The 21,250-nt window shown below is 71.4% G+C and carries 19 protein-coding genes and 1 tRNA gene; 14 read left to right on the forward strand and 6 right to left on the reverse strand.

Translation table 11 applies throughout. The annotated features are described in order from the left end of the window. The 8 genes from NOD94_RS31400 to NOD94_RS31435 form a co-directional block, all read left to right on the forward strand. Nucleotides 1-1,178 (forward strand): 2Fe-2S iron-sulfur cluster-binding protein (locus NOD94_RS31400; protein ID WP_281209565.1); only part of this gene is annotated, 1,178 nt, incomplete at its 5' end. A 65-nt stretch (nt 1,179-1,243) separates the two neighbouring features. Next, entirely contained in the window at nt 1,244-3,553 is a 2,310-nt protein-coding gene (locus NOD94_RS31405; RefSeq protein WP_281209582.1) for a xanthine dehydrogenase family protein molybdopterin-binding subunit, read from the forward strand. Between the two features lie 96 nt (nt 3,554-3,649). Continuing rightward, a complete protein-coding gene (locus NOD94_RS31410) occupies nt 3,650-4,156 on the forward strand; it encodes a DUF2563 family protein (RefSeq protein ID WP_281209566.1) in 507 nt (168 codons plus the stop codon). Then, nucleotides 4,156-5,538 carry a WXG100 family type VII secretion target gene (locus NOD94_RS31415; RefSeq protein ID WP_281209567.1) on the forward strand — a complete coding sequence of 461 codons (1,383 nt, stop codon included), beginning with the start codon at nt 4,156-4,158 and terminating at the stop codon, nt 5,536-5,538. Before NOD94_RS31410 ends, NOD94_RS31415 begins: the two co-directional genes overlap by 1 nt. 21 nt (nt 5,539-5,559) lie before the next feature. Then, nucleotides 5,560-6,735 (forward strand): type VII secretion-associated serine protease mycosin, encoded by a 1,176-nt coding sequence (mycP, locus tag NOD94_RS31420; RefSeq protein WP_281209568.1) that lies wholly within the window; start codon nt 5,560-5,562, stop codon nt 6,733-6,735. Nucleotides 6,736-6,771: 36 nt separating this feature from the next. Continuing rightward, on the forward strand, nt 6,772-7,194 hold the full coding sequence (locus tag NOD94_RS31425; RefSeq protein WP_281209569.1) for a hypothetical protein: 423 nt from the start codon (nt 6,772-6,774) through the stop codon (nt 7,192-7,194). Nucleotides 7,195-7,202: 8 nt separating this feature from the next. Then, complete coding sequence (locus NOD94_RS31430) at nt 7,203-9,497, forward strand: DUF6571 family protein (protein ID WP_281209570.1); 2,295 nt, start codon at nt 7,203-7,205, stop codon at nt 9,495-9,497. 296 nt (nt 9,498-9,793) lie between these two features. Beyond that, nucleotides 9,794-10,039 carry a hypothetical protein gene (locus NOD94_RS31435; protein ID WP_281209571.1) on the forward strand — a complete coding sequence of 82 codons (246 nt, stop codon included), beginning with the start codon at nt 9,794-9,796 and terminating at the stop codon, nt 10,037-10,039. 66 nt (nt 10,040-10,105) lie between these two features. On the opposite strand, the gene NOD94_RS31440 is transcribed toward NOD94_RS31435, so the two are convergent. Beyond that, nucleotides 10,106-10,180 (reverse strand) — tRNA-Cys (locus tag NOD94_RS31440). Nucleotides 10,181-10,368: 188 nt separating this feature from the next. Between NOD94_RS31440 and NOD94_RS31445 the strand changes: the two genes are divergently transcribed. The 3 genes from NOD94_RS31445 to NOD94_RS31455 all read left to right on the forward strand — a co-directional run bounded on the left by NOD94_RS31445 (nt 10,369) and on the right by NOD94_RS31455 (nt 14,013). Then, the gene (locus NOD94_RS31445) at nt 10,369-11,871 is read left to right on the forward strand and encodes an MFS transporter (RefSeq protein WP_281209572.1); all 1,503 of its coding nucleotides are present in this window, start codon (nt 10,369-10,371) and stop codon (nt 11,869-11,871) included. A 9-nt stretch (nt 11,872-11,880) separates the two neighbouring features. After that, nucleotides 11,881-12,051, forward strand: coding sequence for a hypothetical protein (locus tag NOD94_RS31450; RefSeq protein ID WP_281209573.1), 171 nt, complete (start codon nt 11,881-11,883; stop codon nt 12,049-12,051). Nucleotides 12,052-12,228: 177 nt separating this feature from the next. After that, nucleotides 12,229-14,013 (forward strand): DEAD/DEAH box helicase, encoded by a 1,785-nt coding sequence (locus NOD94_RS31455; RefSeq protein ID WP_281209574.1) that lies wholly within the window; start codon nt 12,229-12,231, stop codon nt 14,011-14,013. 116 nt (nt 14,014-14,129) lie between these two features. Here NOD94_RS31455 and NOD94_RS31460 read toward each other — a convergent pair whose 3' ends face one another. Next, nucleotides 14,130-15,191, reverse strand: coding sequence for a hypothetical protein (locus NOD94_RS31460; RefSeq protein WP_281209575.1), 1,062 nt, complete (start codon nt 15,189-15,191; stop codon nt 14,130-14,132). 364 nt (nt 15,192-15,555) lie between these two features. On the opposite strand from NOD94_RS31460, the gene NOD94_RS31465 reads away from it, so the two are divergent. Both NOD94_RS31465 and NOD94_RS31470 read left to right on the forward strand, forming a co-directional pair. Continuing rightward, nucleotides 15,556-16,197 (forward strand): helix-turn-helix domain-containing protein, encoded by a 642-nt coding sequence (locus NOD94_RS31465; protein ID WP_069920456.1) that lies wholly within the window; start codon nt 15,556-15,558, stop codon nt 16,195-16,197. A 193-nt stretch (nt 16,198-16,390) separates the two neighbouring features. Further along, nucleotides 16,391-17,188, forward strand: a complete 798-nt coding sequence (locus tag NOD94_RS31470) for a S16 family serine protease (RefSeq protein ID WP_281209576.1) — start codon at nt 16,391-16,393, stop codon at nt 17,186-17,188. Here the strand turns inward: NOD94_RS31470 and NOD94_RS31475 are convergent. The 4 genes from NOD94_RS31475 to NOD94_RS31490 all read right to left on the reverse strand — a co-directional run bounded on the left by NOD94_RS31475 (nt 17,118) and on the right by NOD94_RS31490 (nt 19,879). Continuing rightward, complete coding sequence (locus tag NOD94_RS31475; RefSeq protein ID WP_281209577.1) at nt 17,118-18,416, reverse strand: MFS transporter; 1,299 nt, start codon at nt 18,414-18,416, stop codon at nt 17,118-17,120. The genes NOD94_RS31470 and NOD94_RS31475 overlap by 71 nt on opposite strands. Then, nucleotides 18,413-18,643: a hypothetical protein gene (locus NOD94_RS31480; RefSeq protein ID WP_281209578.1), complete on the reverse strand. Its 231-nt coding sequence runs from the start codon at nt 18,641-18,643 to the stop codon at nt 18,413-18,415. The genes NOD94_RS31475 and NOD94_RS31480 overlap by 4 nt, the downstream gene beginning before the upstream one ends. Nucleotides 18,644-18,708: 65 nt before the next feature. Beyond that, nucleotides 18,709-19,299 carry a winged helix-turn-helix domain-containing protein gene (locus NOD94_RS31485; protein ID WP_281209579.1) on the reverse strand — a complete coding sequence of 197 codons (591 nt, stop codon included), beginning with the start codon at nt 19,297-19,299 and terminating at the stop codon, nt 18,709-18,711. Nucleotides 19,300-19,408: 109 nt separating this feature from the next. Beyond that, complete coding sequence (locus tag NOD94_RS31490) at nt 19,409-19,879, reverse strand: Lrp/AsnC family transcriptional regulator (RefSeq protein WP_281209580.1); 471 nt, start codon at nt 19,877-19,879, stop codon at nt 19,409-19,411. 144 nt (nt 19,880-20,023) lie between these two features. Here NOD94_RS31490 and hppD point away from each other — a divergent pair, with 144 nt between their 5' ends. Next, nucleotides 20,024-21,169: a 4-hydroxyphenylpyruvate dioxygenase gene (gene hppD, locus NOD94_RS31495; RefSeq protein WP_281209581.1), complete on the forward strand. Its 1,146-nt coding sequence runs from the start codon at nt 20,024-20,026 to the stop codon at nt 21,167-21,169. The last annotated feature ends 81 nt before the right edge of the window (nt 21,170-21,250 follow it).

The following is a 21,250-nucleotide window of genomic DNA, read 5'->3' on the forward strand; positions in this document are numbered from 1 at the left end:
CCGCCGGGCGCGGCCCGAGGGTGCTGGGCGGCCCCGGTGTGGGCACCCCGCTCCCGGAGTCGCTGCCCGAGCCCGGCCCGCAGCCGGAGCCGCTGCCGCACGCCTCCCCGGACATCGACGCCGACCACGGCCCGGCGTGGACGCCGGTCGAGGAGGAACGGCCCCGTCCGGCGCATGCCGAGGCCACGGGCCCCGGTGACACCCACGGACACGGGTTCGAGGCCGTGCCGCCCGCACCGGCCGAAGCGATGGCCGCGCCCGTGCCGGACGACGACACCGCCGACAGCGACCAGGCACCCCCGACCGAGGACGACGCCGAGGGATTCCCGGTGCGGGGGGCGACGTACGAGGAAGAGGAAAGCCCCGCCGTCGCGCAGCACGAGCACCCGGCGGCCTCCTACGTCCTGCGCGTCAACGGCGCCGACCGGCCCGTCACCGGCGCCTGGATCGGCGAGTCCCTGCTGTACGTGCTGCGCGAGCGCCTCGGCCTGGCCGGCGCCAAGGACGGCTGCTCGCAGGGCGAGTGCGGGGCCTGCGCGGTGCAGGTCGACGGCCGGCTCGTCGCCTCCTGCCTGGTTCCGGCCGCGACGGCCGCCGGGAGCGAGGTCCGCACGGTGGAGGGGCTGGCCACGGACGGGGAACTCTCGGACGTGCAGCAGGCGTTGTGCAGGTCGGGTGCGGTGCAGTGCGGGTTCTGCGTCCCCGGCATGGCCATGACGATCCATGACCTGCTGGAGGGCAACCACGCCCCCAGCGACCTGGAGACCCGCCAGGCGCTGTGCGGCAACCTGTGCCGTTGCTCCGGCTACAAGGGCGTCATCGAGGCGGTCCGTGAGGTCGTCGCGGAACGCGGGGCACCGGCGACGGGCGCGGACGACGAGGCGACGGCGGGCGGCCCTGCGGCCGCAACCGGGGCTTCCGGCGAGCCGCGGATCCCGCACCAGGCACTGCCCGGCGAGGGCGGCGTCCAGGGGGGTTCCGGCGGCGGTAACCCGGGTGGCCCGGGTGGCCCGGGTGATTCCGGTCATCTCGGCAACGCGGGGAACCTCGGCAACGCGGGGAACCTCGGCAACGTGGGGAACCTCGGGAACGTGGGGAACCTCGGGAACGCGGGGAACGCCGGCAACCCCGGGCACCCCGGCAATCTCGGGATCCAGCACAACGGAGGCATGGCGTGAGCGGGCACGACGGGGCCACGGCCACGACCACGGCGACCACCACGGCCACGACCACCGTCACGACGGTGCCCGCCGCCGGCGACGGCGACCGGCAGCGGACCGCACGCGGGATCGGAGCCTCCGTCCCGTCGGCGGACTCCCGCCCCAAGGCCGAGGGCACCTTCCCGTACGCCGCCGACCTGTGGGCCGAGGGCCTCCTGTGGGCCGCCGTGCTGCGGTCCCCGCACGCCCACGCGCGGATCCTGTCCGTCGACACCTCGGCCGCCGCCGAGATGCCCGGCGTCCGCGCCGTCATCACCCACCTCGACGTCCCCGGCGCGGGCACGCACGGCCGCCGCATCGCCGACCGGCCCGTCTTCGCGCACGACGTGGTCCGCCACCACGGCGAGCCCATCGCCGCCGTCGCGGCCGACCACCCCGACACGGCCCGCCTCGCGGCCGCCGCCATCGCGGTCGAGTACGAGCTCCTCGACCCCGTCACCGACCCCGAGCAGTCCTTCGGCGCCGCCCCGCTCCACCCGGACGGCAACCTGATCCGACACATCCCGCTCCGCTACGGCGACCCGGAGGCGACCGGCGAGATCGTCGTCGAGGGCCTCTACCGGATCGGCCGCCAGGACCCCGCGCCCATCGGCGCGGAGGCCGGACTGGCCGTGCCGCGGCCCGACGGGGGCGTGGAGATCTACACCGCCTCCACCGACCCGCACACCGACCGCGACCTCGCCGCCGCCTGCTTCGGCCTGGAGCCGGACCGGGTGAGGGTCGTCGTGACGGGCGTCCCCGGCGCGACCTCCGACCGCGAGGACCCCGCCTTCCAACTGCCGCTGGGCCTCCTCGCCCTGCGCACCGGCTGCCCGGTGAAACTGGCCGCCACCCGCGAGGAGTCCTTCCTCGGCCACGCCCACCGCCACCCGACCCTGCTGCGCTACCGCCACCACGCGGACGCCGAGGGCCGGCTGGTCAAGGTCGAGGCGCAGATCCTGATGGACGCGGGCGCCTACGCCGACGCCTCCTCCGAGTCCCTGGCCGCGGCGGTGGCCTTCGCCTGCGGCCCGTACGTCGTCCCGCACGCCTTCGTCGAGGGCTGGGCGGTCCGTACGAACAACCCGCCCTCGGGCCACGTACGGGGCGAGGGCGCGATGCAGGTCTGCGCCGCGTACGAGGGCCAGATGGACAAGCTGGCCGCCGCGCTCGGCATCGACGGCGCCGAGCTGCGCATGCGCAACGTCATGGCCACCGGCGACATCCTGCCCACCGGCCAGACGGTGACCTGCCCCGCGCCCGTGGCGGAACTGCTGCGTTCCGTACGGGACTACCCGCTGCCCTCCCTCCCCAAGGACACCCCCGAGGAGGAATGGCTGCTCCCGGGCGGCCCCGAGGGCGCGGGCGAGCCCGGGGCGGTGCGGCGCGGGGTCGGGTACGGCGTCGGCATGGTCCACATGCTCGGCGCCGAGGGCGCGGACGAGGTCTCCACCGCCACCGTGAAGGTGGTCGGCGGCACCGCGACCGTCATCTGCGCGGCCGTAGACACGGGCCAGGGCTTCGCGACGCTGGCCCGTCAGATCGTCCAGGAGGTGCTCGGCGTCGACGAGGTGGCGATGGCCCCCGTCGACACCGACCAGCCGCCGGCCGGCCCGTCGGCGCACGGCCGCCACACGTGGGTGTCGGGCGGCGCGGTGGAACGCGCGGCGAAGATGGTCCGCACCCAACTCCTGCAGCCCATGGCGCACAAGCTCGGCATGTCGACCGAGCTGCTCCAGATCGCCGACGGTCGGATCACGTCGTACGACGGCGCGTTCTCGATGTCCGTCCCGGAGGCCATAGAGGGCAAGGAGCTCTGGGCGACCGCCCAGTGCCGCCCCCACCCGACGGAGCCGCTGGACGCGGACGGGCAGGGCGACGCGTTCGTCGGCCTGGCCTTCTGCGCGATCCGCGCGGTGGTCGACGTGGACATCGAACTCGGCTCGGTCCGGGTCGTGGAACTGGCCGTCGCGCAGGACGTCGGCTGCGTCCTCAACCCGCGTCAGCTGGAAGCCCGTATCGAAGCGGGAGTCACCCAGGGCGTGGGCGCGGCCCTGACGGAGAACCTCCGCTCGATCGCGGGCCTCGTACGCCACCCGGACCTGACGGGCTACGCCCTGCCGACGTCGCTGGACGCCCCGACGGTGCGCATCGTCAAGCTGGTCGAGGAGCGCGACGTGGTGGCCCCGTTCGGCGCGAAGGCGGCGAGCGCCGTCCCGGTGGTGACCACCCCGGCGGCCATCGCCTCTGCGGTCCGGGCGGCCACGGGCCGGCCGGTGAACCGGATCCCGATCCGGCCGTCGGCGGCGGTGGCGACGCCGGCGGCGACGCCGGGGACGGGACCCAACTCCTGATCGGGCGCGCCGCGTTGCGGGGCCGACCCGGGCTAGAGTGATCACCGTGAGTGCGTGAACGCACTCGGCGTGTGACGGGAGGCCGGTGTGGCGGCGGTGTCAGGGTTATCCGGGGCCGGTGTCGCCGGGGGTGCGGCGGACGCCCTGATGCGGCAGGCCGGGGCCCTGGAGGTCGAGTACGCGTCGATGACCGGCTACAAGAAGCTGGTCGACGCCCTCCTGGAGAAACTCGACGGCTCCGAGGCCGCCGACGGGCGGCTCGCCCACGGCACCCTCCCGCGGGGCGCGCTGGGCAGGGGCTTCGCGGAGGCGGATTCCCTCTTCCGTGCGTACTCGACGGTCCACGCCGAACTCCGTAACCTCTCCCGCGGCCTGGCGGCCCAGATCGAGGCCCTGGGCATCGCGATCCTGACGGCGGGCAAGGGCTACGGGGACGTGGACGAGGACACGCGGCAGCGGATGCGGGCCATCGTCGGGCAGTCGAAGCGGGACTACGTACCCGACCGCGACCCGCGAACCCGCGAGGCGCGGGGGCCGCTGGAGCCGGGGGCGGACGCACCGGCCGAGCGGCCCGGCGCGAGCACGGCGGGGGGCAGCCTCTGATGGCCACGGACTTCGAGGGCCACACGCACGAGCAACTGTTGGCCATGATCGCCTCCATCGACCCCGGGACGGTCACGGTGCGGGCAGCCCAACTCTCGAACGCCGCGAAAGCGATCGAGGAGATCGGCGAAAGCCTCAAGAGGCACCGGGTCAGGGGCTGGGACGGCGAAGCCGCCGACGCCTTCCAGGACTGGGTGAGCCGCGCGGGCAACGCGACGCTCCGGCTGGCCGAATACGGCGCGGAGGCCGGCAGGTGGCTGACCGAAGCCGCCCAAACCATGATCGAGGTCAAGGCCAACACCCCGCCGTACGACACCGCCGCCGCGGCGAACCTCCGATCGGCCCACGAACACCACAACGACCCGGACGCCCGGGAGGCCGCCCGAACGGCCCACTCCACACTCGACGCCGACCACGAACGAGCGATCCAACAACTGACGAAGCTGGCCCAGTCGTACGAGGCCTCGGCAACGCAACTGACCAGAGCCCAACTCCCGACGTTCCCACCGCCGCCGGGGGCTTTCGAGCCGGAGAGGCTGAATAGCGGCTCCGATCTGGAGCGCTCAAGTGGGTGCAGCACCGATTTGTATGTGGGCAGCCCGGCGCACGCAGGAAACTCGCCGAAGCAGGGTGGGGTGGCCGACGGGCCTCCCCGTAGCGGCGGCTCTCATTTCTTTACGGCGGAGGCTCCGTCCATGTCCCCGCCGGGTAACCAGGATCGTGACGTGGAGGTTTCCCTCGATCACATCACCACACTGCCGGATCGGGTGATTCCTCCGACTGTCAGCACACCCGGGGGCGTGGGATCCGGTGGTTATGGCGCCGCTCCTCTTGTGTTTGTGCCGCCTCTCCCCTTCGCTTTGCCGGGGGTCGGGGGTGGGGTTCTGCCCAGCAGCAAACCTCCGGGTACTGGCGTGGGCCCGGTCGGTGGCAGCACCCTTCCGGTTCCGCACGGCACCGGAATTGTCGGCGGTCGGCCGCTCTCTGCCAACGTCCCAGGTGCGGGAATCCCTCGTGGCACGGTGATCGGCGCTGACGGTACGCCCTCAGTGGGCCGTGGCGTGGGGGGTGGCTTCAGCTCGGCAGCGCCCGGTAACCCGGCACCAGTGCCCGCTCGTCGGCCGGTGATGGAGCCGGGGGCTGTCGTGGGAGGACGGCAGTCGACGGTAGGGAACCAACCTTTTACGCAGGGAGGATCAGGTCTTGTGCGTGGCGTACTGGGGCCCGGCACAGTTGGCGGGGCGATGGGCCACGGCGGTGCGAGTGCCCAAGCGCAGGGGAGTCGACGGAGCGTCCCGATGGGAATCCGCCCCGACTACCTGACCGAGGACGAAGAGACCTGGCAAAACAACCATCGCGTTGTCCCGCCAGTGATCGACTGAGCAGAACGGACATTGCACGGGATGCGGATGCAGAGGGCGGCCTCGGCCGTGATGGGTCTTCTGCTGACCGGGGTGGCGGCGAACCCTGCCTTCGCGCAGACGATCCGCGAGCAGCAATGGCACCTCGATGCCATGAAGGCCGAGGACGTCTGGAAGTTGAGTATCGGACAGGGGATTACCGTGGCAGTGATCGATACTGGCGTCGCGCGGATTCCCGAGCTGGAAGGGCAAGTTCTCGCAGGTAAAGACTTTGCCGCAGGGCGTAAGGGATACGAGGGCGACGAGCGTGTCGACTATGACAGGCACGGCACCGGAATCGCTGCGATGATCGCCGGCTCCGGCAAGCATTCCAGCGGTGACGGAGCTTTCGGGCTGGCGCCAGGTGTGAAAATTCTCCCCATCCGGGTGCCGCACGAGATGAATTCATCGACCCCGTCATGGGTTGCCGCCATTCGGTATGCGGCAGATTCGGGCGCCAGGATTATCAACATCTCGATGGGGAAACGGGGAGCGGTCGAGAGCGATCAAGCCCGCTCGGAAGTAGTCAAATACGCCCTCTCGAGGGGCAGCCTGATCTTCGCGGCTGTGGGCAATGATGGTGACACCCTCAACGCAGACGTGTACCCGGGCGCAACACCTGGTGTCGTGGGCGTCAGTGCTGTGAACGCCGACGGAAGCCCGACAGGGGAGTCACAGCACGGGCCGCAGGTGGACATGGCGGCGCCCGGCATGGACATCGTCACGGCCTGTGCAGGAAGGACCGGGCTGTGTACGAGCCACGGCACCAGTGACGCGTCCGCCCTCGCCTCCGCCTCCGCCGCGCTGGTCTGGGCCGCGCACCCCGACTGGACCAACAACCAGGTCCTCCGGGTCCTCCTGAACACCGCCGGCAAGCCCGTGGACGGAGTCGAGCGGAACGACTACGTCGGCTACGGCGTCGTGCGCCCCCGGGTCGCGGTGCCCACGCCCGGGGATCCCGGGCCGGCGGACGTGTTCCCGCTGCCCGACCTGGCCGCGGCGGAGGCCGGGAAGGCTCCGCCGCCCGTCGCCGGGCCCGTACCCCGAGCCGAGGCCCGGGGCGCTACGGAGAACGACCACGAGCGGAAGGCGCCCCCCTGGCTCGCGCTCGGGCTCGGGGCCTGCCTCCTCATCGGTGGGGCCGTCGCCGCCGTCGTCGTACGGCGTACCCACCGTTGAGCCGACCACAGCCGACCCGACACAGGAGTTCACACGATGTCGTTCGACGAGGAATGGTCCGCCGCCCGTGCCACGGCCGCGGCCAACGTCTCCCTGCGGCTCAACCAGGCGTCCCCGCCCGGCCCCCACGCCGGCGGCGCGGACCTGGAGCTCAACCAGGACCACATCGGCGCCGTCGGCTCCGAGGCGCACCGGCTCCACTCGCGCCTCCAGACCGACGGCAAGCACGCCGCCGCGGCGACCGCCGAAGCGGCCGGAGCGCTGACGAGGGAGGGGTTCGCGAGCGGCGCGGCCCTGAGCAGGGTGAATACGCGTTGGGAGAGCCAGGTGAAGACCCTCGTCGCCGCGTGCGCCCAGATCTCCAACGGCCTGAACTACTCGCTCTCGTCGCACCACAGGGACGAGCAACAGCTCTACGCCGCCTTCACCACGTCCAAGCTCGACGGATACCTCAAGTAGGCGGCCCCGTGCTGACGTACGAGAACGTGCTGAACGCCCCGCTGGACAAGCTCCTGACGGCCGCCGGTGACTGGCGGGCGATGGCGGGCAAGCTGGACGAGCTGGCCGAGAGCGCGCGCAACGGAATGAAGGCGAAGGCCGACAAGGCCGAGTGGAGCGGGGTCACCGCCGGCGTGGCCCGGCCGTTCGTCACGAAGACGGCCAAGGAGTTCGAGGACGCCGCCAAGGAGGCCAAGGGCATCCACCTGGTGCTCACGGACGCGCACACCACCTTCAAGGTCGCCCGCGAGCAGCTGAAGAAGATCGCCCAGGACGCTCCGGCCGCAGGTTTCCGGGTCGACGGCGCCGGCCGGGTCGTCGTCCTGCCGCTTCCGACGGAGGCGGACCGGAACGCGGCCCGGCACGACCCGGACTACCAGGAACTGCTGCGTACGAACCGGCAGCTGTGGCAGCAGCGGGTCGATCGGGCAGTGGAGGACGCGCAGGACGCGGACGACTCGCTGGTGCGCGTCCTGCGGGCCAACGTCGCGGAGGACCACAACTTCAGCGCGCCAAGGTTCGCGACCCTGGACGCGGAACAGTCCGCCCGCGCGGCCGGTCTGATGAGGACGGTCACCGGGGAGGGTGGTACGGCCCGCAACGTCGGGGCGCTGCGCGAACTGGAGGAGCTGCTCGACGACAACCGGACGGATCCCGAGTTCGCGACGTCCTTCTACCGTTCGGTCGGCCCCGAGGGCACGTTGGAGATGTACGCGAAGATGTCGCTGGACGCCACCGGTCTGGGACCCACGGGCCGGGACCGTCAGATGATGGTCGCGAACATCCAGAGCGATATGGGCGCCATGCTCGGTCTGGCCACCCACAAGGACGTTCCGCACCACCTGGACGCCGCCTGGACAAGGCAGTTGATGAAGGCCGGCCACAAGGAGTTGGACGTCACCGGCGTCGCCGGGCTGAACGCGAGGGTCTTCGGGTACCAGGCGCTGGGCTCGCTGCTGCGCGAGGGAGCGTACGACACCGAGTTCCTGACGTCGGTCGGACGGGACATGGTCGCGATGGACCGCAAGGACCCCAAGGGGTGGGCGTACGGGGTTCCGTACGACATGGACATGGCTCTCAACCACGGTGTGGAGGGCGGCAAGGGCTTCTACCCGCTCACCGGGCTGATGGAGGCCCTCGGCAACAACCCCGAGGCGGCCACCGCCTTCTTCAACGAGCCCGTCCGCGAGGACAGCAACCGCGACGGCATCGTCACGACGGCGGACAAGGCGGTCCCGGGGCAGCACGGCAAGCCACAGGGCATGGTCGACTACATGCTCGACAAGCCTCCGGGCGCGGACGGTTTCGACGCCACGCGGACCAGCGGCCCGCACGCGGGACAGCAGGCCGTGGGTGACGCGCTCATGGCGGCCGTCTCCCACCGGGTTCCCGGGGACGAGGACTCTCCGCCGGTGCCGCACACCAAGGAGATGGCGGCCGTCATGGAACGGATCGTCGAGAAGATCGGCGACAAGCCGGAGCTGGTGGCGGCCGAGCCCGGCAAGCCGGACGGACCGCTGAAGGGCCTGTCCGGCCACTTCGGGCAGATGGCTGCGGAGTACATGCCGGACATCCAGGCGTCGGCGGAGAACGGCAGTCGGATGATCAAGGCGAACGGCGAGATGGCCGAGTTCGACAAGTCCGCCATGGCGAGCTTCGTCGGAGCCGTGGGGCAGGACCCGGACGCGTACGGCGCGATGACCAACGCGCAGCGGGCCTTCACGACGACCTTGGTGAACGACGTGATCGTCCACCGGGCCGAGTACGAGGAGGTCGACGCGGCGATCAAGAGCGCCGTCCACCCGGGCGGCCAGATCGCCGGAATCCTCTCCCAGGCCCGGGCCGAGGGGGTCTTCGCGGAGAGCGCCCACAAGCAGGAGGAGTACGTCCAGGGCGTGGAGGACAACGCGAAGTGGATCGAGCGCGGCATCGACGCTGCGGGCGGCAAGTACCTGGAGATGGTCCCGCTGGCGGGGGATGTCGTGACTTGGCTCCATGAGGACGCCAGGGAAAGCGTCGTCGAGCGGGCTAAGGAGGACTACGCGGTGAAGAGGGACGCAGTTGATGACAAGGCGGTGATTGATTACGGAAACGCACAAGTGGAGGCCGGTAAGTCGGCTGCGCACTCGGTTCGCAAAGCTGCCGAGGGTACTGACATGAATCAGCGGAGCATCGACGCTCTGGCCGGAGTTGCTTCGACAGAGACGGCGAACGCCCATGCGGTAGGGCGGGGCCACGTCGCTACATCAACCGGCGGATCCTGATGCCCATCCTCCGGATCCCATCGGTACTCGTCGCTCTGGCGGTATGTGGTGCTGTCCTGCTGGGAGGGTGTACAGGTGGGGAGAGGCGCCACGTTCCACGCATGTCGGCCCCGGTGTGCTTCGGGGTGTTCGCCCAGCCGGACCTGGAGCCCCTGTTAGGTGACGGCAACACGGCAGAAGCCGAGTCTCCGAGGACCATCATGCTGACTGCGGAGCACCCCAGGGCAATGTGCACAGTCAAGGTGGACGACTGGGATCGGGTGCATGTAGCCGCTGAACGCCAGCCTCTGGGCCGAATGTTCTTCTGGCCCCTGACCGAGCAGAAGCCCGACCCCCTCCCCCTGGGCGACAAGGGCATCGTGTGGGACACCGGCGCTCGGGTCGCCCTCACCTGTGACGGGCCCTCCGACGCCTTCGAGCTGGAGCTCGGGATCAGTGGGTCCGTGGAGCACATGGAGCCCGGGACCTCGCGGGCGCTGTTCGCGCGGCTCATGGCGAAGTACCTGGCGGCCGCTCGGGAGCAGACCCGGTGCGGGCAGTAGGGGGCGGGCCCCGGGGGACATGCTGAAGGCCGTCCAGGGGACCTCCCGCCTCTGGACGGCCTTCAGTGGAAGCCGTGACCGGAATCGAACCGGCGTAACTCGCTTTGCAGGCGAGTCCCTCAACCACTCGGGCACACGGCTGTGGGGTGGTGCTTGGTGCTGCTCGGTGCTGTTCATGAACGTACGGGGAGTTCCGAGGGCGGGGAAGGCGGATCGGTGGCCCGCAACACGACTGCCATGCCGCGTTCACGGACCTAGGTCGCCCGGCCGAGGCGGGATGGGACTAATTGACAGGGGCGCTCGCGGGCTACGCACCTTACTCTGGGGCGATGAGCGCCCTTGAACCCCGCGTGCCGAGCGGGTCCGACACCACCGTGCCCGTGCAGCCGCCGCAGTCGCCGCAGCCGCCGCCCGGCGGGATCCTGGAGCCGGCGTACCGGGCGCTCAGCATCGGGATCATCTCGGTGATCTTCCTGATCGCGTTCGAGGCCACCGCCGTGGGGACGGCCATGCCCGTCGCCGCGCGGGAACTGGACGGGATCGCGCTCTACGCGTTCGCGTTCTCCGCCTACTTCACCACCAGCCTGTTCGCCATGGTCCTGTCCGGGCAGTGGTCCGACCGGCAGGGCCCGCTCCGGCCGCTCACCGTCGGCATCGCGGCCTTCGCCGCCGGGCTGGTGTGTTCGGGGACCGCCGGGGCCATGTGGTTGTTCGTCCTCGGACGGGCCGTGCAGGGCTTCGGCGGCGGGCTGGTCATCGTCGCCCTCTACGTCGTGGTCAGCCGGGCCTACGAGGAGCGGCTGCGGCCTGCGATCATGGCCGCGTTCGCGGCGAGTTGGGTGGTGCCGTCGATCGTCGGCCCGCTGGCCGCCGGGACGGTCACCGAGCACCTCGGGTGGCGGTGGGTGTTCCTCGGGATACCGGCGCTCGTCATCGTTCCGCTCGCCATAGCGCTGCCCGCGATCCGGCGCACCGCCTCCGGCCCCGTCGACACCGGTGGCGCCCCCGCCGCCTTCGACGGGCGGCGGATCCGGTTGGCCCTCGGGATCTCCGCCGGCGCGGGCCTGCTCCAGTACGCCGCCCAGGACCTGCGGTGGCTGTCGCTGCTCCCCGGGGTCGTGGGCGCGGCGCTGCTGGTGCCCGCCGTGCTCGGGTTGCTGCCGCGCGGGACGTACCTGGCGCGGCGCGGGCTGCCGTCCGTCGTGCTGTTGCGCGGGGTGGCCGCGGGGTCGTTCATCGCCGCCGAGAGCTTCGTGCCGCTGATGCTGGTCACCCAGCGGGGTTTGAGCCCGACGCTGGCCGGGTTCTCGCTCGCGCTGGGCGGGGTGACCTGGGCGGCCGGGTCGTGGGTGCAGTCCAAGGGCCGGACGGCGCCCTACCGTGAGCGGCTGATGGTGCTCGGCATGGTGCTGGTGGCGTTCGCCATCGCGGCGGCCCCGGCCGTGCTCGTGGAGTCCGTGCCCGTGTGGACCCTGGCCCTCGCCTGGGGCGTGGGCTGCCTCGGCATGGGGCTGGTGATCGGCTCGACGAGCGTGCTGCTGCTCAAGCTGTCCCCGCCGCAGGAGGCGGGCTCGAATTCCGCCGCGCTGCAGATCTCGGACGCCCTCGCGAACGTGGTCCTGCTGGCCGCGGGCGGCGCCGCCTTCGCCGCGCTCGGCGGGGGAGCGGTGGGCGCGGGTCATGCCGTCGCGGAGGGGGCCTCGCATCCGACCGCGTTCGTCGTGGTGTTCCTGCCGATGGCGGCCGTCGCGCTCGCGGGGGCCTGGGTCGCGACCCGGCTGGACCCCGTACCCCCGGCCGGAAGGACGGAGGCCGTGGGCGGCGCCGCCTAGGTTCCACCCATGAGCACCCCGACGGAGCTGGAGCCCGTGGCGGGCCCCGCCCCGGTGACGGCCCAGAACCCCGATCCCGCCCCGCTGCGCGTGGTCGCCGGTAACCCGCTGCCCAGCCTCACGATCGTGCGGCGTCGCATGCGCGGTCACATGAGACGTCACATGAGACGCCGTATGTGACGTCGCATGTGACGTCGCACATCAGTCTCGTGTGACCCTCGCCGCACCCGTCGAGGTCACGGGCCTGTCCCTCCGCGAGGGGATCGCGCGGGCCGGTAAGGTGGCCCGGTTGTCCTACGTACGACCGCGGATGACCGCGTAACGACCGCGACCCGCGACCGAGACGAACCGGAGACCGTGACTACTACCGCCTCCCACCACCTCTCACCCGCCTTCCCCGGCCGCGCGCCGTGGGGTACCGCCAGCAAGCTGCGTGCCTGGCAGGAGGGTGCCCTGAACCGGTACCTGGAGAAGCAGCCGCGTGACTTCCTCGCGGTGGCGACCCCCGGCGCCGGCAAGACGACCTTCGCGCTGACCCTGGCCTCCTGGCTGCTGCACCACCACGTGGTGCAGCAGGTGACCGTGGTCGCGCCGACCGAACACCTGAAGAAGCAGTGGGCCGAGGCCGCCGCGCGGATAGGGATCCGCCTGGACCCCGAGTACTCGGCCGGCCCGCTGAGCAAGGACTACCACGGCATCGCGGTGACGTACGCGGGCGTCGGCGTGCGCCCGATGCTGCACCGCAACCGCTGCGAGCAGCGCAAGACCCTCGTGATCCTCGACGAGATCCACCACGCGGGCGACTCCAAGTCCTGGGGCGAGGCCTGCCTGGAGGCCTTCGACCCCGCGACCCGCCGGCTGGCCCTGACCGGTACGCCCTTCCGGTCCGACACGAACCCGATCCCCTTCGTCACGTACGAGGAGGGCAACGACGGCATCCGCCGCTCCTCGGCCGACTACACCTACGGCTACGGCAACGCCCTCGGCGACGGCGTCGTCCGGCCCGTGATCTTCCTGTCCTACAGCGGCAACATGCGCTGGCGGACGAAAGCGGGCGACGAGATCGCCGCGCGGCTCGGCGAGCCCATGACCAAGGACGCCATCTCCCAGGCCTGGCGCACGGCGCTCGACGCGCGCGGCGACTGGATGCCGAACGTGCTGCGCGCCGCGGACCAGCGCCTGACCGAGGTGAGGAAGGGCATCCCCGACGCGGGCGGCCTGGTCATCGCCTCCGACCAGGACTCGGCGCGCGCCTACGCCAAGCTGATCCGCGAGATCACCGGTACGAAGGCGACGCTGGTGCTCTCCGACGACACCGGCGCCTCGAAGAACATCGACACCTTCAGCGGGAACGACGACCGCTGGATGGTCGCGGTCCGCATGGTGTCCGAGGGCGTCGACGTCCCGCGCCTCGCGGTGGGCGTGTACGCGACGACGATCTCCACGCCGCTGTTCTTCGCGCAGGCCGTGGGCCGCTTCGTGCGATCGCGCAGGCGCGGCGAGACCGCGTCCGTGTTCCTTCCGACGATCCCCTACCTCCTCGGCTTCGCCAACGAGATGGAGGTCGAGCGCGACCACGTCCTCGACAAGCCGAAGAAGCAGGGCGAGGAGGACCCGTACGCCGAGTCCGAGAAGGAAATGGACGAGGCGAACAAGCTGGAGGACGAGGACCTCGCCGAGGACGAGCAGATGTCCTTCGAGGCGCTGGAGTCCGACGCCGTCTTCGACCGGGTCCTCTACGACGGCGCCGAGTTCGGCATGCAGGCCCACCCCGGCAGCGAGGAGGAGCAGGACTACCTCGGCATTCCCGGGCTGCTGGAGCCGGACCAGGTGCAGATGCTGCTCCAGAAGCGACAGTCACGGCAGATCGCGCACAGCCGGCGCAAGCCGGACGCGGAGGCGGACCTGCTGGAACTGCCGGCCGACAGGCGGCCGGTGGTTTCCCACAAGGAGCTGCTGGAGCTGCGCAAGTCGCTGAACACGATGGTGGGCGCGTACGTCCACCAGAGCGGCAAGCCGCACGGGGTGATCCACACCGAGCTGCGCCGCGTGTGCGGCGGACCGCCGAGCGCGGAGGCCACGGCGGGCCAGCTGCGCGAGCGGATCAAGAAGGTCCAGGAGTGGGCGACGCGGATGCGGTAGCGCTCGCCACTGAAGATCGCTGATCGCTGATCGCTGATCGCGGAACGAACAACGAGAACGCTGAACGGGGTCCGTGCGCTGCTGCGCACGGACCCCGTTCTCGTGGTGCCTAACGCTTACGCGTTGGTACGGCGACGACGGCCGGTGCCGGCGACCAGGGCCGCACCCATGGCGAGCGCGATGCCGGCGCCACCGATGGCCCAGCTGGTGGCCGCGTCGGAACCGGTCTCGGCGAGCTCACCGGCGGTGGTGGTGCCACCGTTGTTGGTGGTGCCGCCGTTGTTGCTGTTGTCGACGATCGGCGTGGTGGTGGTGCCGCCGTTCGGCTTGGTGCCGGTGTTGCCGCCACCGTTGTTGCCGCCGCCGTTGCCGCCGGAGACGATCTTCGACTCGACCCAGACGGTCTCGGACCAGACGTCCTCTTCGACGTTGCTGCCACCGGCAACCGCGATGGCGATGTTGCCCTTGGGGGCGCCCGTGCCGAACTTCACGCGGACGTCGAGCTTGATCTTGCCCGCCGGGATCTGCAGGTCGTCGTTCAGGAGCGCGACCGGCACGCCGCCCTCGCTGATGACCTGCACCGAGTGCCAGGTTCCGTTCCAGAAGACCTGGACCTGGACGTCCTTGCCACGGAGCTTGCCGTGCTCGTCCTCGACGGCGAGGACGAGCACGTAGCTCTCCTGCGGCTTGTTCTTCGAGTTGTCGACCGCGACGGAGAACTTCGTCCAAGTGCCGGCCTTGAAGGTGGCCGGGACGTCCTTGAGCTCCAGGACGGGACCGGTCGCGAGCAGGTCCTCGTCGCCCGCTTCCAGCTCGGCCTCGTCGGCGACGGGCTTGGCCTCGGGGCCCTTGGCGTCCGGGGTGTTGGCGTCCGGCGTCGCCGGGGCGACCGGGGCGACCGGCGGGACGACGGGCGGGGCGACCGGGACGACGGGCGCGACCGGCGCGACGGCGGCCGGGGTCTCCACCGGGGCCTCGACGGCCTTCTCGGCCGGGGCCTGCGCGGCGGGCGTCTCGGCGGCGGGGGCCTCGGCGGCCGGGGCCTCCGGGGCAGGGGCCGCGTCCGGCGTGGTGACGGCGGTCGGCTGGGCCTCGTCGGCCATCGCCGGCGTCGCCATGAGGACGGTCGGACCCACAACGGCGGCGGCGGCCACGACGGCCATGCGCTTCAGATTCACTTTGACTTCTCTCCCCTGTGTGAGCTCAGGGCCGTGACGGCCTGCCCACCCCCAGCAACTTTTGAACATGATCAGAGTAATGGGCGTGTAAAGCGATTTTCAGCGGATGATCATTACGAATTGATACATGCGTGCGGAGCAATCCGTGCAAATCGGCGGCATGCGCCCGGATTCTGGACGAGGTCTTCCGCTGAGCGGACCCGCTCGCTACTGTCCCCGCATCGAACGCCCCGTGGCAGCGCCGCCGCGGGAGCGCAGCCGGTGCCATGGCCGCTACCGGCGGCCTCTCCGTGCGTCGCCGAGGGACCGGCAGCGCTCCACCCCGTGAGAGTCACCGCCGCCCACCGAAAGAGGGAGAGGCGTCGTGACCGCGGAAACCTCCCAGACTCTCGACCGAGGACTCAGAGTCCTCAAGCTGCTCGCCGACACCGACCACGGTCTGACTGTCACAGAGCTCTCCAATCGACTCGGTGTGAACCGCACCGTCGTCTACCGCCTGCTCGCCACGCTCGAACAGCACGCCCTGGTCCGCCGTGACCTCGGCGGCCGCGCCCGCGTGGGGCTCGGCGTGCTGCGTCTGGGACGCCAGGTCCACCCCTTGGTACGGGAGGCCGCCCTGCCCGCCCTCAGGTCGCTCGCCGAGGACATCGGGGCCACCGCGCACCTGACCCTCGTCGACGGCACGGAGGCGCTGGCCGTGGCCGTCGTCGAGCCGACCTGGACGGACTACCACGTCGCCTACCGGGCCGGCTTCCGCCACCCGCTGGACCGGGGCGCGGCCGGACGGGCCATCCTGGCGGCCCGTCAGGGGGCGCTCATCGAGCCCGGGTACACCCTCACCCACGGCGAACTCGAAGCGGGCGCCAGCGGCGCCGCAGCTCCACTGGTCGGCATCACCGGGCTGGAGGGCAGCGTGGGCGTCGTCATGCTGGCCGACGCGGTGCCGGAGCGGGTGGGGCCCCGGGTCGTCGACGCGGCACGCGAGGTCGCCGACGCCCTGCGCTGACCCCGGTACGACAGCTGCCGATCCCGGCCCGGCCGCGAGCCCGGCCGGGTTTCCGTACGCCCGGACGCGGTTCGCCGTACGGGTCGGGCCGGGCCGCCGGTCCTCGCGCGCCGGACCCCGCCCGGGAGGCCGGCCCCGCCGTGCCGGGGCCCGGGGTCGGGGTCGGGGCGGGTCGGGTCGGTAGATTGGCCGGGTGCTCTCACGCCTCACACGTCTGCCGCGCCCCGCCGCCCTGGCCGTCTGCGCCGCGCCCGTCCTCGGGCTGTTCGCCGTAGCGGCCCTCGCGCCACTGCCGTACGTGGTCGCCGTACCCGGGCCCACGGCCGACGTGCTGGGCTCCGACCAGGGCAAGCCCGTCATCTCGATCACCGGCGCCCCGGTCCGCGACACCAAGGGCCAGCTCCGCATGACCACCATCCGGGCCACCGGCCCGTCCTCGACGATCAAGCTGCACGAGCTGCTCGGGTACTGGTTCGGGACCGGCGAGGCCGTCATGCCCCGCGAGGCGGTCTACCCCTCGGGCGGAAGCGACAAGGAGATCGAGGAACACAACCTGGAGGAGATGACCAAGTCGCAGTCGGCCGCCTCCCAGGCGGCCCTCGGATTCCTGCGCAAGGACCCGAAGGACGTCAAGGTCGAACTGAACCTCGCCGACGTCGGGGGCCCGAGCGCGGGCCTCCTCTTCTCCCTCGGCATCGTCGACAAGCTCGACGGCGACGGCGGCGGCGCGGACCTCACGGGCGGCCGGAGCATTGCCGGCACGGGAACCATCAGCGCGGACGGGACGGTCGGACCGGTCGGCGGAGTGGGCCTGAAGACCCAGGCCGCGAAGCGCGACGGAGCGAGCGTGTTCCTCGTACCGAAGGCCGAGTGTTCCGATGCCCGGGCGGATCTGCCCGAGGGGCTGCGGCTGATCCCGGTCACTTCGCTGACGGACGCGGTGAGCTCCCTGCGGGCGCTGAACCGCAACGGAGAGGTTCCGTCCTGCTGATCCGCGACGGGCTCCGGTCCAGGCCGCGCCAGGCCGGGAAGACCAGCGGCGTCAGCGTGGTCAGTACGTAGACGCCGCCGAAGAGGAGCAGGGCGGGGACGATGCCGAAGCCGTCGACCAGCAGCCCGGCGGCGAGGCCGCCCATCGGCATGGCGAGCTCGGAGCCCGCCGTGGACACGCTGGAGACGCGGCTGCGCAGCTCCTCCGGCACCCGCTCGTACACGACGGTGCTCAGGATCGGGTTGAGCACTCCCGCGCCCAGGCCGGCCAGGGCCATGGTGACCGCGAGCGGCAGCGGGGTGTCGGTGAGGGCGGCGACGACGTAGCGGGTGCCGCCGCAGAGCAGGAAGGCGACGGCGAACACCGCCCTACGGGGGAACCGCTCGCCCCACATTCCGTACAACAGGGCCCCCAGCAGCGCGAACCCGCCGAACAGGGAGACCATCAGGCCGAGGGCGGTGGGGCCGCCCAGGGCCTCGTCGCCGTGGACCGGCAGCAGGACCGCGGACCAGCCCTGGTCCAGCCCGTTGGTCACCATCACCATCACGGTGACGCCCAGCAGCAACCGCGAGCGGGTCAGGAAGGCCCAGCCCTCGGCGAGTTCGGTCCGGTACGAGACGAACGAGACCTTCCCGGTGGGGCGTTGGGGCTCGGCGGCCGGAACTCCGCGCAGGAAGACGGCGACCAGGAACGAGGAGGCGGCGAAGGTGGCCGCGTCCACCAGCAGTACGGTCTCGGCCCCGAAGCCGGCGATCAGCAGGCCCGCCACGGCGGCGCCGATCATCCGGGCCCCGCGCGAGACGGCGTCGTAGAGGCTCGCCGCACGGCCCAGGGTGGTGCCGGCGTGCTCGGCGAGGCTGGGCAGCAGCACGTAGCGGGCGGTGAGGCCCGGGGTGTGCACGAGGCCGGTGACGGCCATCAGCGCGCACAGCATCCAGAACTCCAGCAGCCCGGCGTGGTGCAGCAGCGGCACCGCGCCGACGGAGGCGGCGCAGACCAGGTCGGAGGCGGCGGAGACCCGGCGGCGGCCGATCCGGTCGATGACGGGACCGCCGACGAGCGCGGCCACCACCACGGGCAGGGTGGCGCAGAAGGCGACGATCCCGGCCCGGCCGGCGCTGCCCGTGGTCTGGAGCACGAACCACGGGATGCCGATCAGGGTAAGTGAACTTCCTGCTATGGAGATCGTGTTGGCGGCCAGTACGGCCGCGAAGGGCCGTCGGCTCACGCGAGGTGTCGGCGGACGTGGGCGTGGTCGTGGGCCGGCTGCATGAGCCGGATCCCGGCGGTCACCAGTGCCTCCCCGAGACGGTTGCGCAGGGCGGGCAGCGCGGGCAGCGCGGGCACTGCGGTGGTGGCGGGGCCGGCCTCGTGGGCGAGGTGCCAGGCGGCGGCCTCGGCGGCGAGCTCGGTGGTGCGGGCGGCGTGGTTCAGGGCGTGGTCGAAGGCGTGCACGGCAGGACTCCTTCAGGGCATGGGTGAGCGCGGGGCGGTGCGGGCAGGGCGGTGGACCGGCAGGACTACGCGCGGTCGCGGCGCGGCAGCGTGTGCGTGTGGATGCGGACGGCCTCCGCCCCCTCGGCGGGCGGCAGGTCCCGGTAGCTGTCGACCAGGTCGTGGATCCGGTGCGTCAGCTCGTGGGCCTGCTCGGAGGTCAGCCGGAGCGTGAAGTCGCTGACGTCCGAGGCGGTGCGCCATGCCTTCGTCCAGTTGGCGGCGTCACCGATCCAGGTGTTGACCTCCTGCGCGTGGATCGTCGCGATCTCGTGCAGGAAGACGTCGGCGGCGCCGCGCGTCTCGGGGTTGTCGTCGTACATGAGCGTCTCGTCGAACTTGGTGCCGTCGTGGGTCGCCTTCCACCAGCGCTCGCGGCCCTTGCCGTGCTCGGGCGCGTCCTCGACGAACCCGTGCGCGGCGAGCTGGCGCAGGTGGTAGCTGGTGGCGCCGCTGGACTCGCCGAGCCGCTCCGCCAGTTGCGAGGCGGTGGCCGGCCCGTTCTGCCGCAGCGCGGACAGCATGCGGATGCGCAGCGGGTGGGCGAGGCCGCGCAGGGAGCGGGCGTCCAGGGTGCGGACGTTGGGTGCGGGGGTTTCGGTCTCTTCCTCGGGCATGCCTCAACAGTAGAGTTGCAAAGACTTCTGTGCAAGGGATTCTTTGCATAGAAGTCTTTGGAACTCTCGGGGGTGGAGTCGCCCGGTTCCCATGGTTCCCCGGGCGCCCTCAGTCGTCCTCCGCCGCCTGCTCCACCAGGGGGATGATCCGCAGCGGTACCGGGTTCTCCATCACGATCGCCGTCGAGGCCCGAACGATCCCCTCGAAGCCCACCACCCGGTCGATCACCCGCTGGAGGTCGGCGTTGGACCGGGCCACGAGGCGGCACAACATGTCCCCGTGCCCCGTGGTCGTGTGCAGCTCCAGCACCTCCGGCACCCCGTCCAGATGGGCCCGTACGTCGGCGCCCTGTCCCTGCTTGATCTCCAGCGTGGCGAAGGCGGTCACCGGGTAGCCGAGGGCCGTCGGGTCCACCTGCGGACCGAAGCCGCGGATCACGCCCTTCGCCTGGAGCCGGTCCAGGCGCGCCTGCACCGTGCCGCGCGCCACCCCGAGCCGGCGCGAGGCCTCCAGCACGCCGATCCGCGGCTCGCGGGCCAGCAGGACGATGAGCCGGCCGTCGAGCTCGTCGATTCCCATGGGTTCCTCCCGGCGCGGCGGAGATGCTCGTACCGCTGGTCATACTGCGCAGATCTTTCAGCCATCCTGCGGCTGCGCTGGTCAGTATGTACAGCCAAAATCGAAACTATTGCGCAGCTTGTGGAAGGGCGGGAATCTGCGGTCATGACTGAGACCCTCGACACCACCCCGGCCACCGCGCGTGAGGCAGACCCCTTCCCGGTGAAGGGCATGGACGCGGTCGTCTTCGCCGTCGGCAACGCCAAGCAGGCCGCGCACTACTACTCGACCGCCTTCGGCATGAAGCTCGTGGCCTACTCCGGACCGGAGAACGGCAGCCGCGAGACCGCGAGCTACGTCCTGACCAACGGCTCCGCGCGCTTCGTCCTGACGTCGGTCATCAAGCCCGTCACCGACCACGGCCGCTTCCTCGCCGAGCACGTCGCCGAGCACGGCGACGGGGTCATCGACCTCGCCATCGAGGTCCCGGACGTCCGCGCCGCGTACGAGTACGCCGTCGCGCAGGGCGCCCGCGGCCTGGACGAGCCGTACGAGGTCAAGGACGAGCACGGCACCGTCGTCCTCGCCGCGATCGCGACGTACGGGCAGACGCGCCACACGCTGGTCGAGCGCGGCGACTACTCCGGCCCCTACCTGCCGGGCTACGTGGCCGTCGAGCCGATGGTCGCCCCGCCCGCCAAGCGGACGTTCCAGGCCATCGACCACTGCGTCGGCAACGTGGAACTCGGCCGCATGAACGAGTGGGTCGCCTTCTACAACAAGGTCATGGGCTTCACGAACATGAAGGAGTTCGTGGGCGACGACATCGCGACCGAGTACTCGGCGCTGATGTCCAAGGTCGTCGCGGACGGCACCAAGAAGGTCAAGTTCCCGATCAACGAGCCGGCGATCGCGAAGAAGAAGTCGCAGATCGACGAGTACCTGGAGTTCTACGGCGGCCCCGGCGTCCAGCACATCGCCCTCGCCTCGAACGACATCGTCGCGACCGTCCGCACCATGCGCGCGGCGGGCGTCCAGTTCCTGTCCGTCCCGGACAGCTACTACGACACCCTCGGCGAGTGGGTCGGCGACACCCGCGTGCCGATCGACGAACTGCGCGAGCTGAAGATCCTGGCCGACCGGGACGAGGACGGCTACCTGCTGCAGATCTTCACCAAGCCGGTGCAGGACAAGCCGACCGTCTTCTTCGAGATCATCGAGCGCCACGGCTCCATGGGCTTCGGCAAGGGCAACTTCAAGGCCCTGTTCGAGGCGATCGAGCGCGAGCAGGACAAGCGCGGCAACCTGTAGCCACCACGCGGCCCACCTCCGCCGCGCCGGTCACGTCCGAGGGCTGCGCCCCCGGCCCCGCCCTCCGGCGCGGGCCGGGGG

The sequence above is a fragment of the Streptomyces sp. Isolate_45 genome, assembly GCF_024721315.2.
Lineage (GTDB): Bacteria > Actinomycetota > Actinomycetes > Streptomycetales > Streptomycetaceae > Streptomyces.

Bases quoted from the DNA above. Each gene is read 5' to 3' on its own strand.
- NOD94_RS31450 (WP_281209573.1), top strand. From the start codon at position 11,881: ATGAGCACCCCGACGGAGCTGGAGCCCGTGGCGGGCCCCGCCCCGGTG.
- NOD94_RS31415 (WP_281209567.1), top strand. From the start codon at position 4,156: ATGGCCACGGACTTCGAGGGCCACACGCACGAGCAACTGTTGGCCATG.
- hppD (WP_281209581.1), top strand. From the start codon at position 20,024: ATGACTGAGACCCTCGACACCACCCCGGCCACCGCGCGTGAGGCAGAC.
- mycP (WP_281209568.1), top strand. From the start codon at position 5,560: ATGCGGATGCAGAGGGCGGCCTCGGCCGTGATGGGTCTTCTGCTGACC.
- NOD94_RS31435 (WP_281209571.1), top strand. From the start codon at position 9,794: ATGTTCTTCTGGCCCCTGACCGAGCAGAAGCCCGACCCCCTCCCCCTG.
- NOD94_RS31485 (WP_281209579.1), bottom strand. From the start codon at position 19,299: ATGCCCGAGGAAGAGACCGAAACCCCCGCACCCAACGTCCGCACCCTG.
- NOD94_RS31445 (WP_281209572.1), top strand. From the start codon at position 10,369: ATGAGCGCCCTTGAACCCCGCGTGCCGAGCGGGTCCGACACCACCGTG.
- NOD94_RS31490 (WP_281209580.1), bottom strand. From the start codon at position 19,879: ATGGGAATCGACGAGCTCGACGGCCGGCTCATCGTCCTGCTGGCCCGC.
- NOD94_RS31425 (WP_281209569.1), top strand. From the start codon at position 6,772: ATGTCGTTCGACGAGGAATGGTCCGCCGCCCGTGCCACGGCCGCGGCC.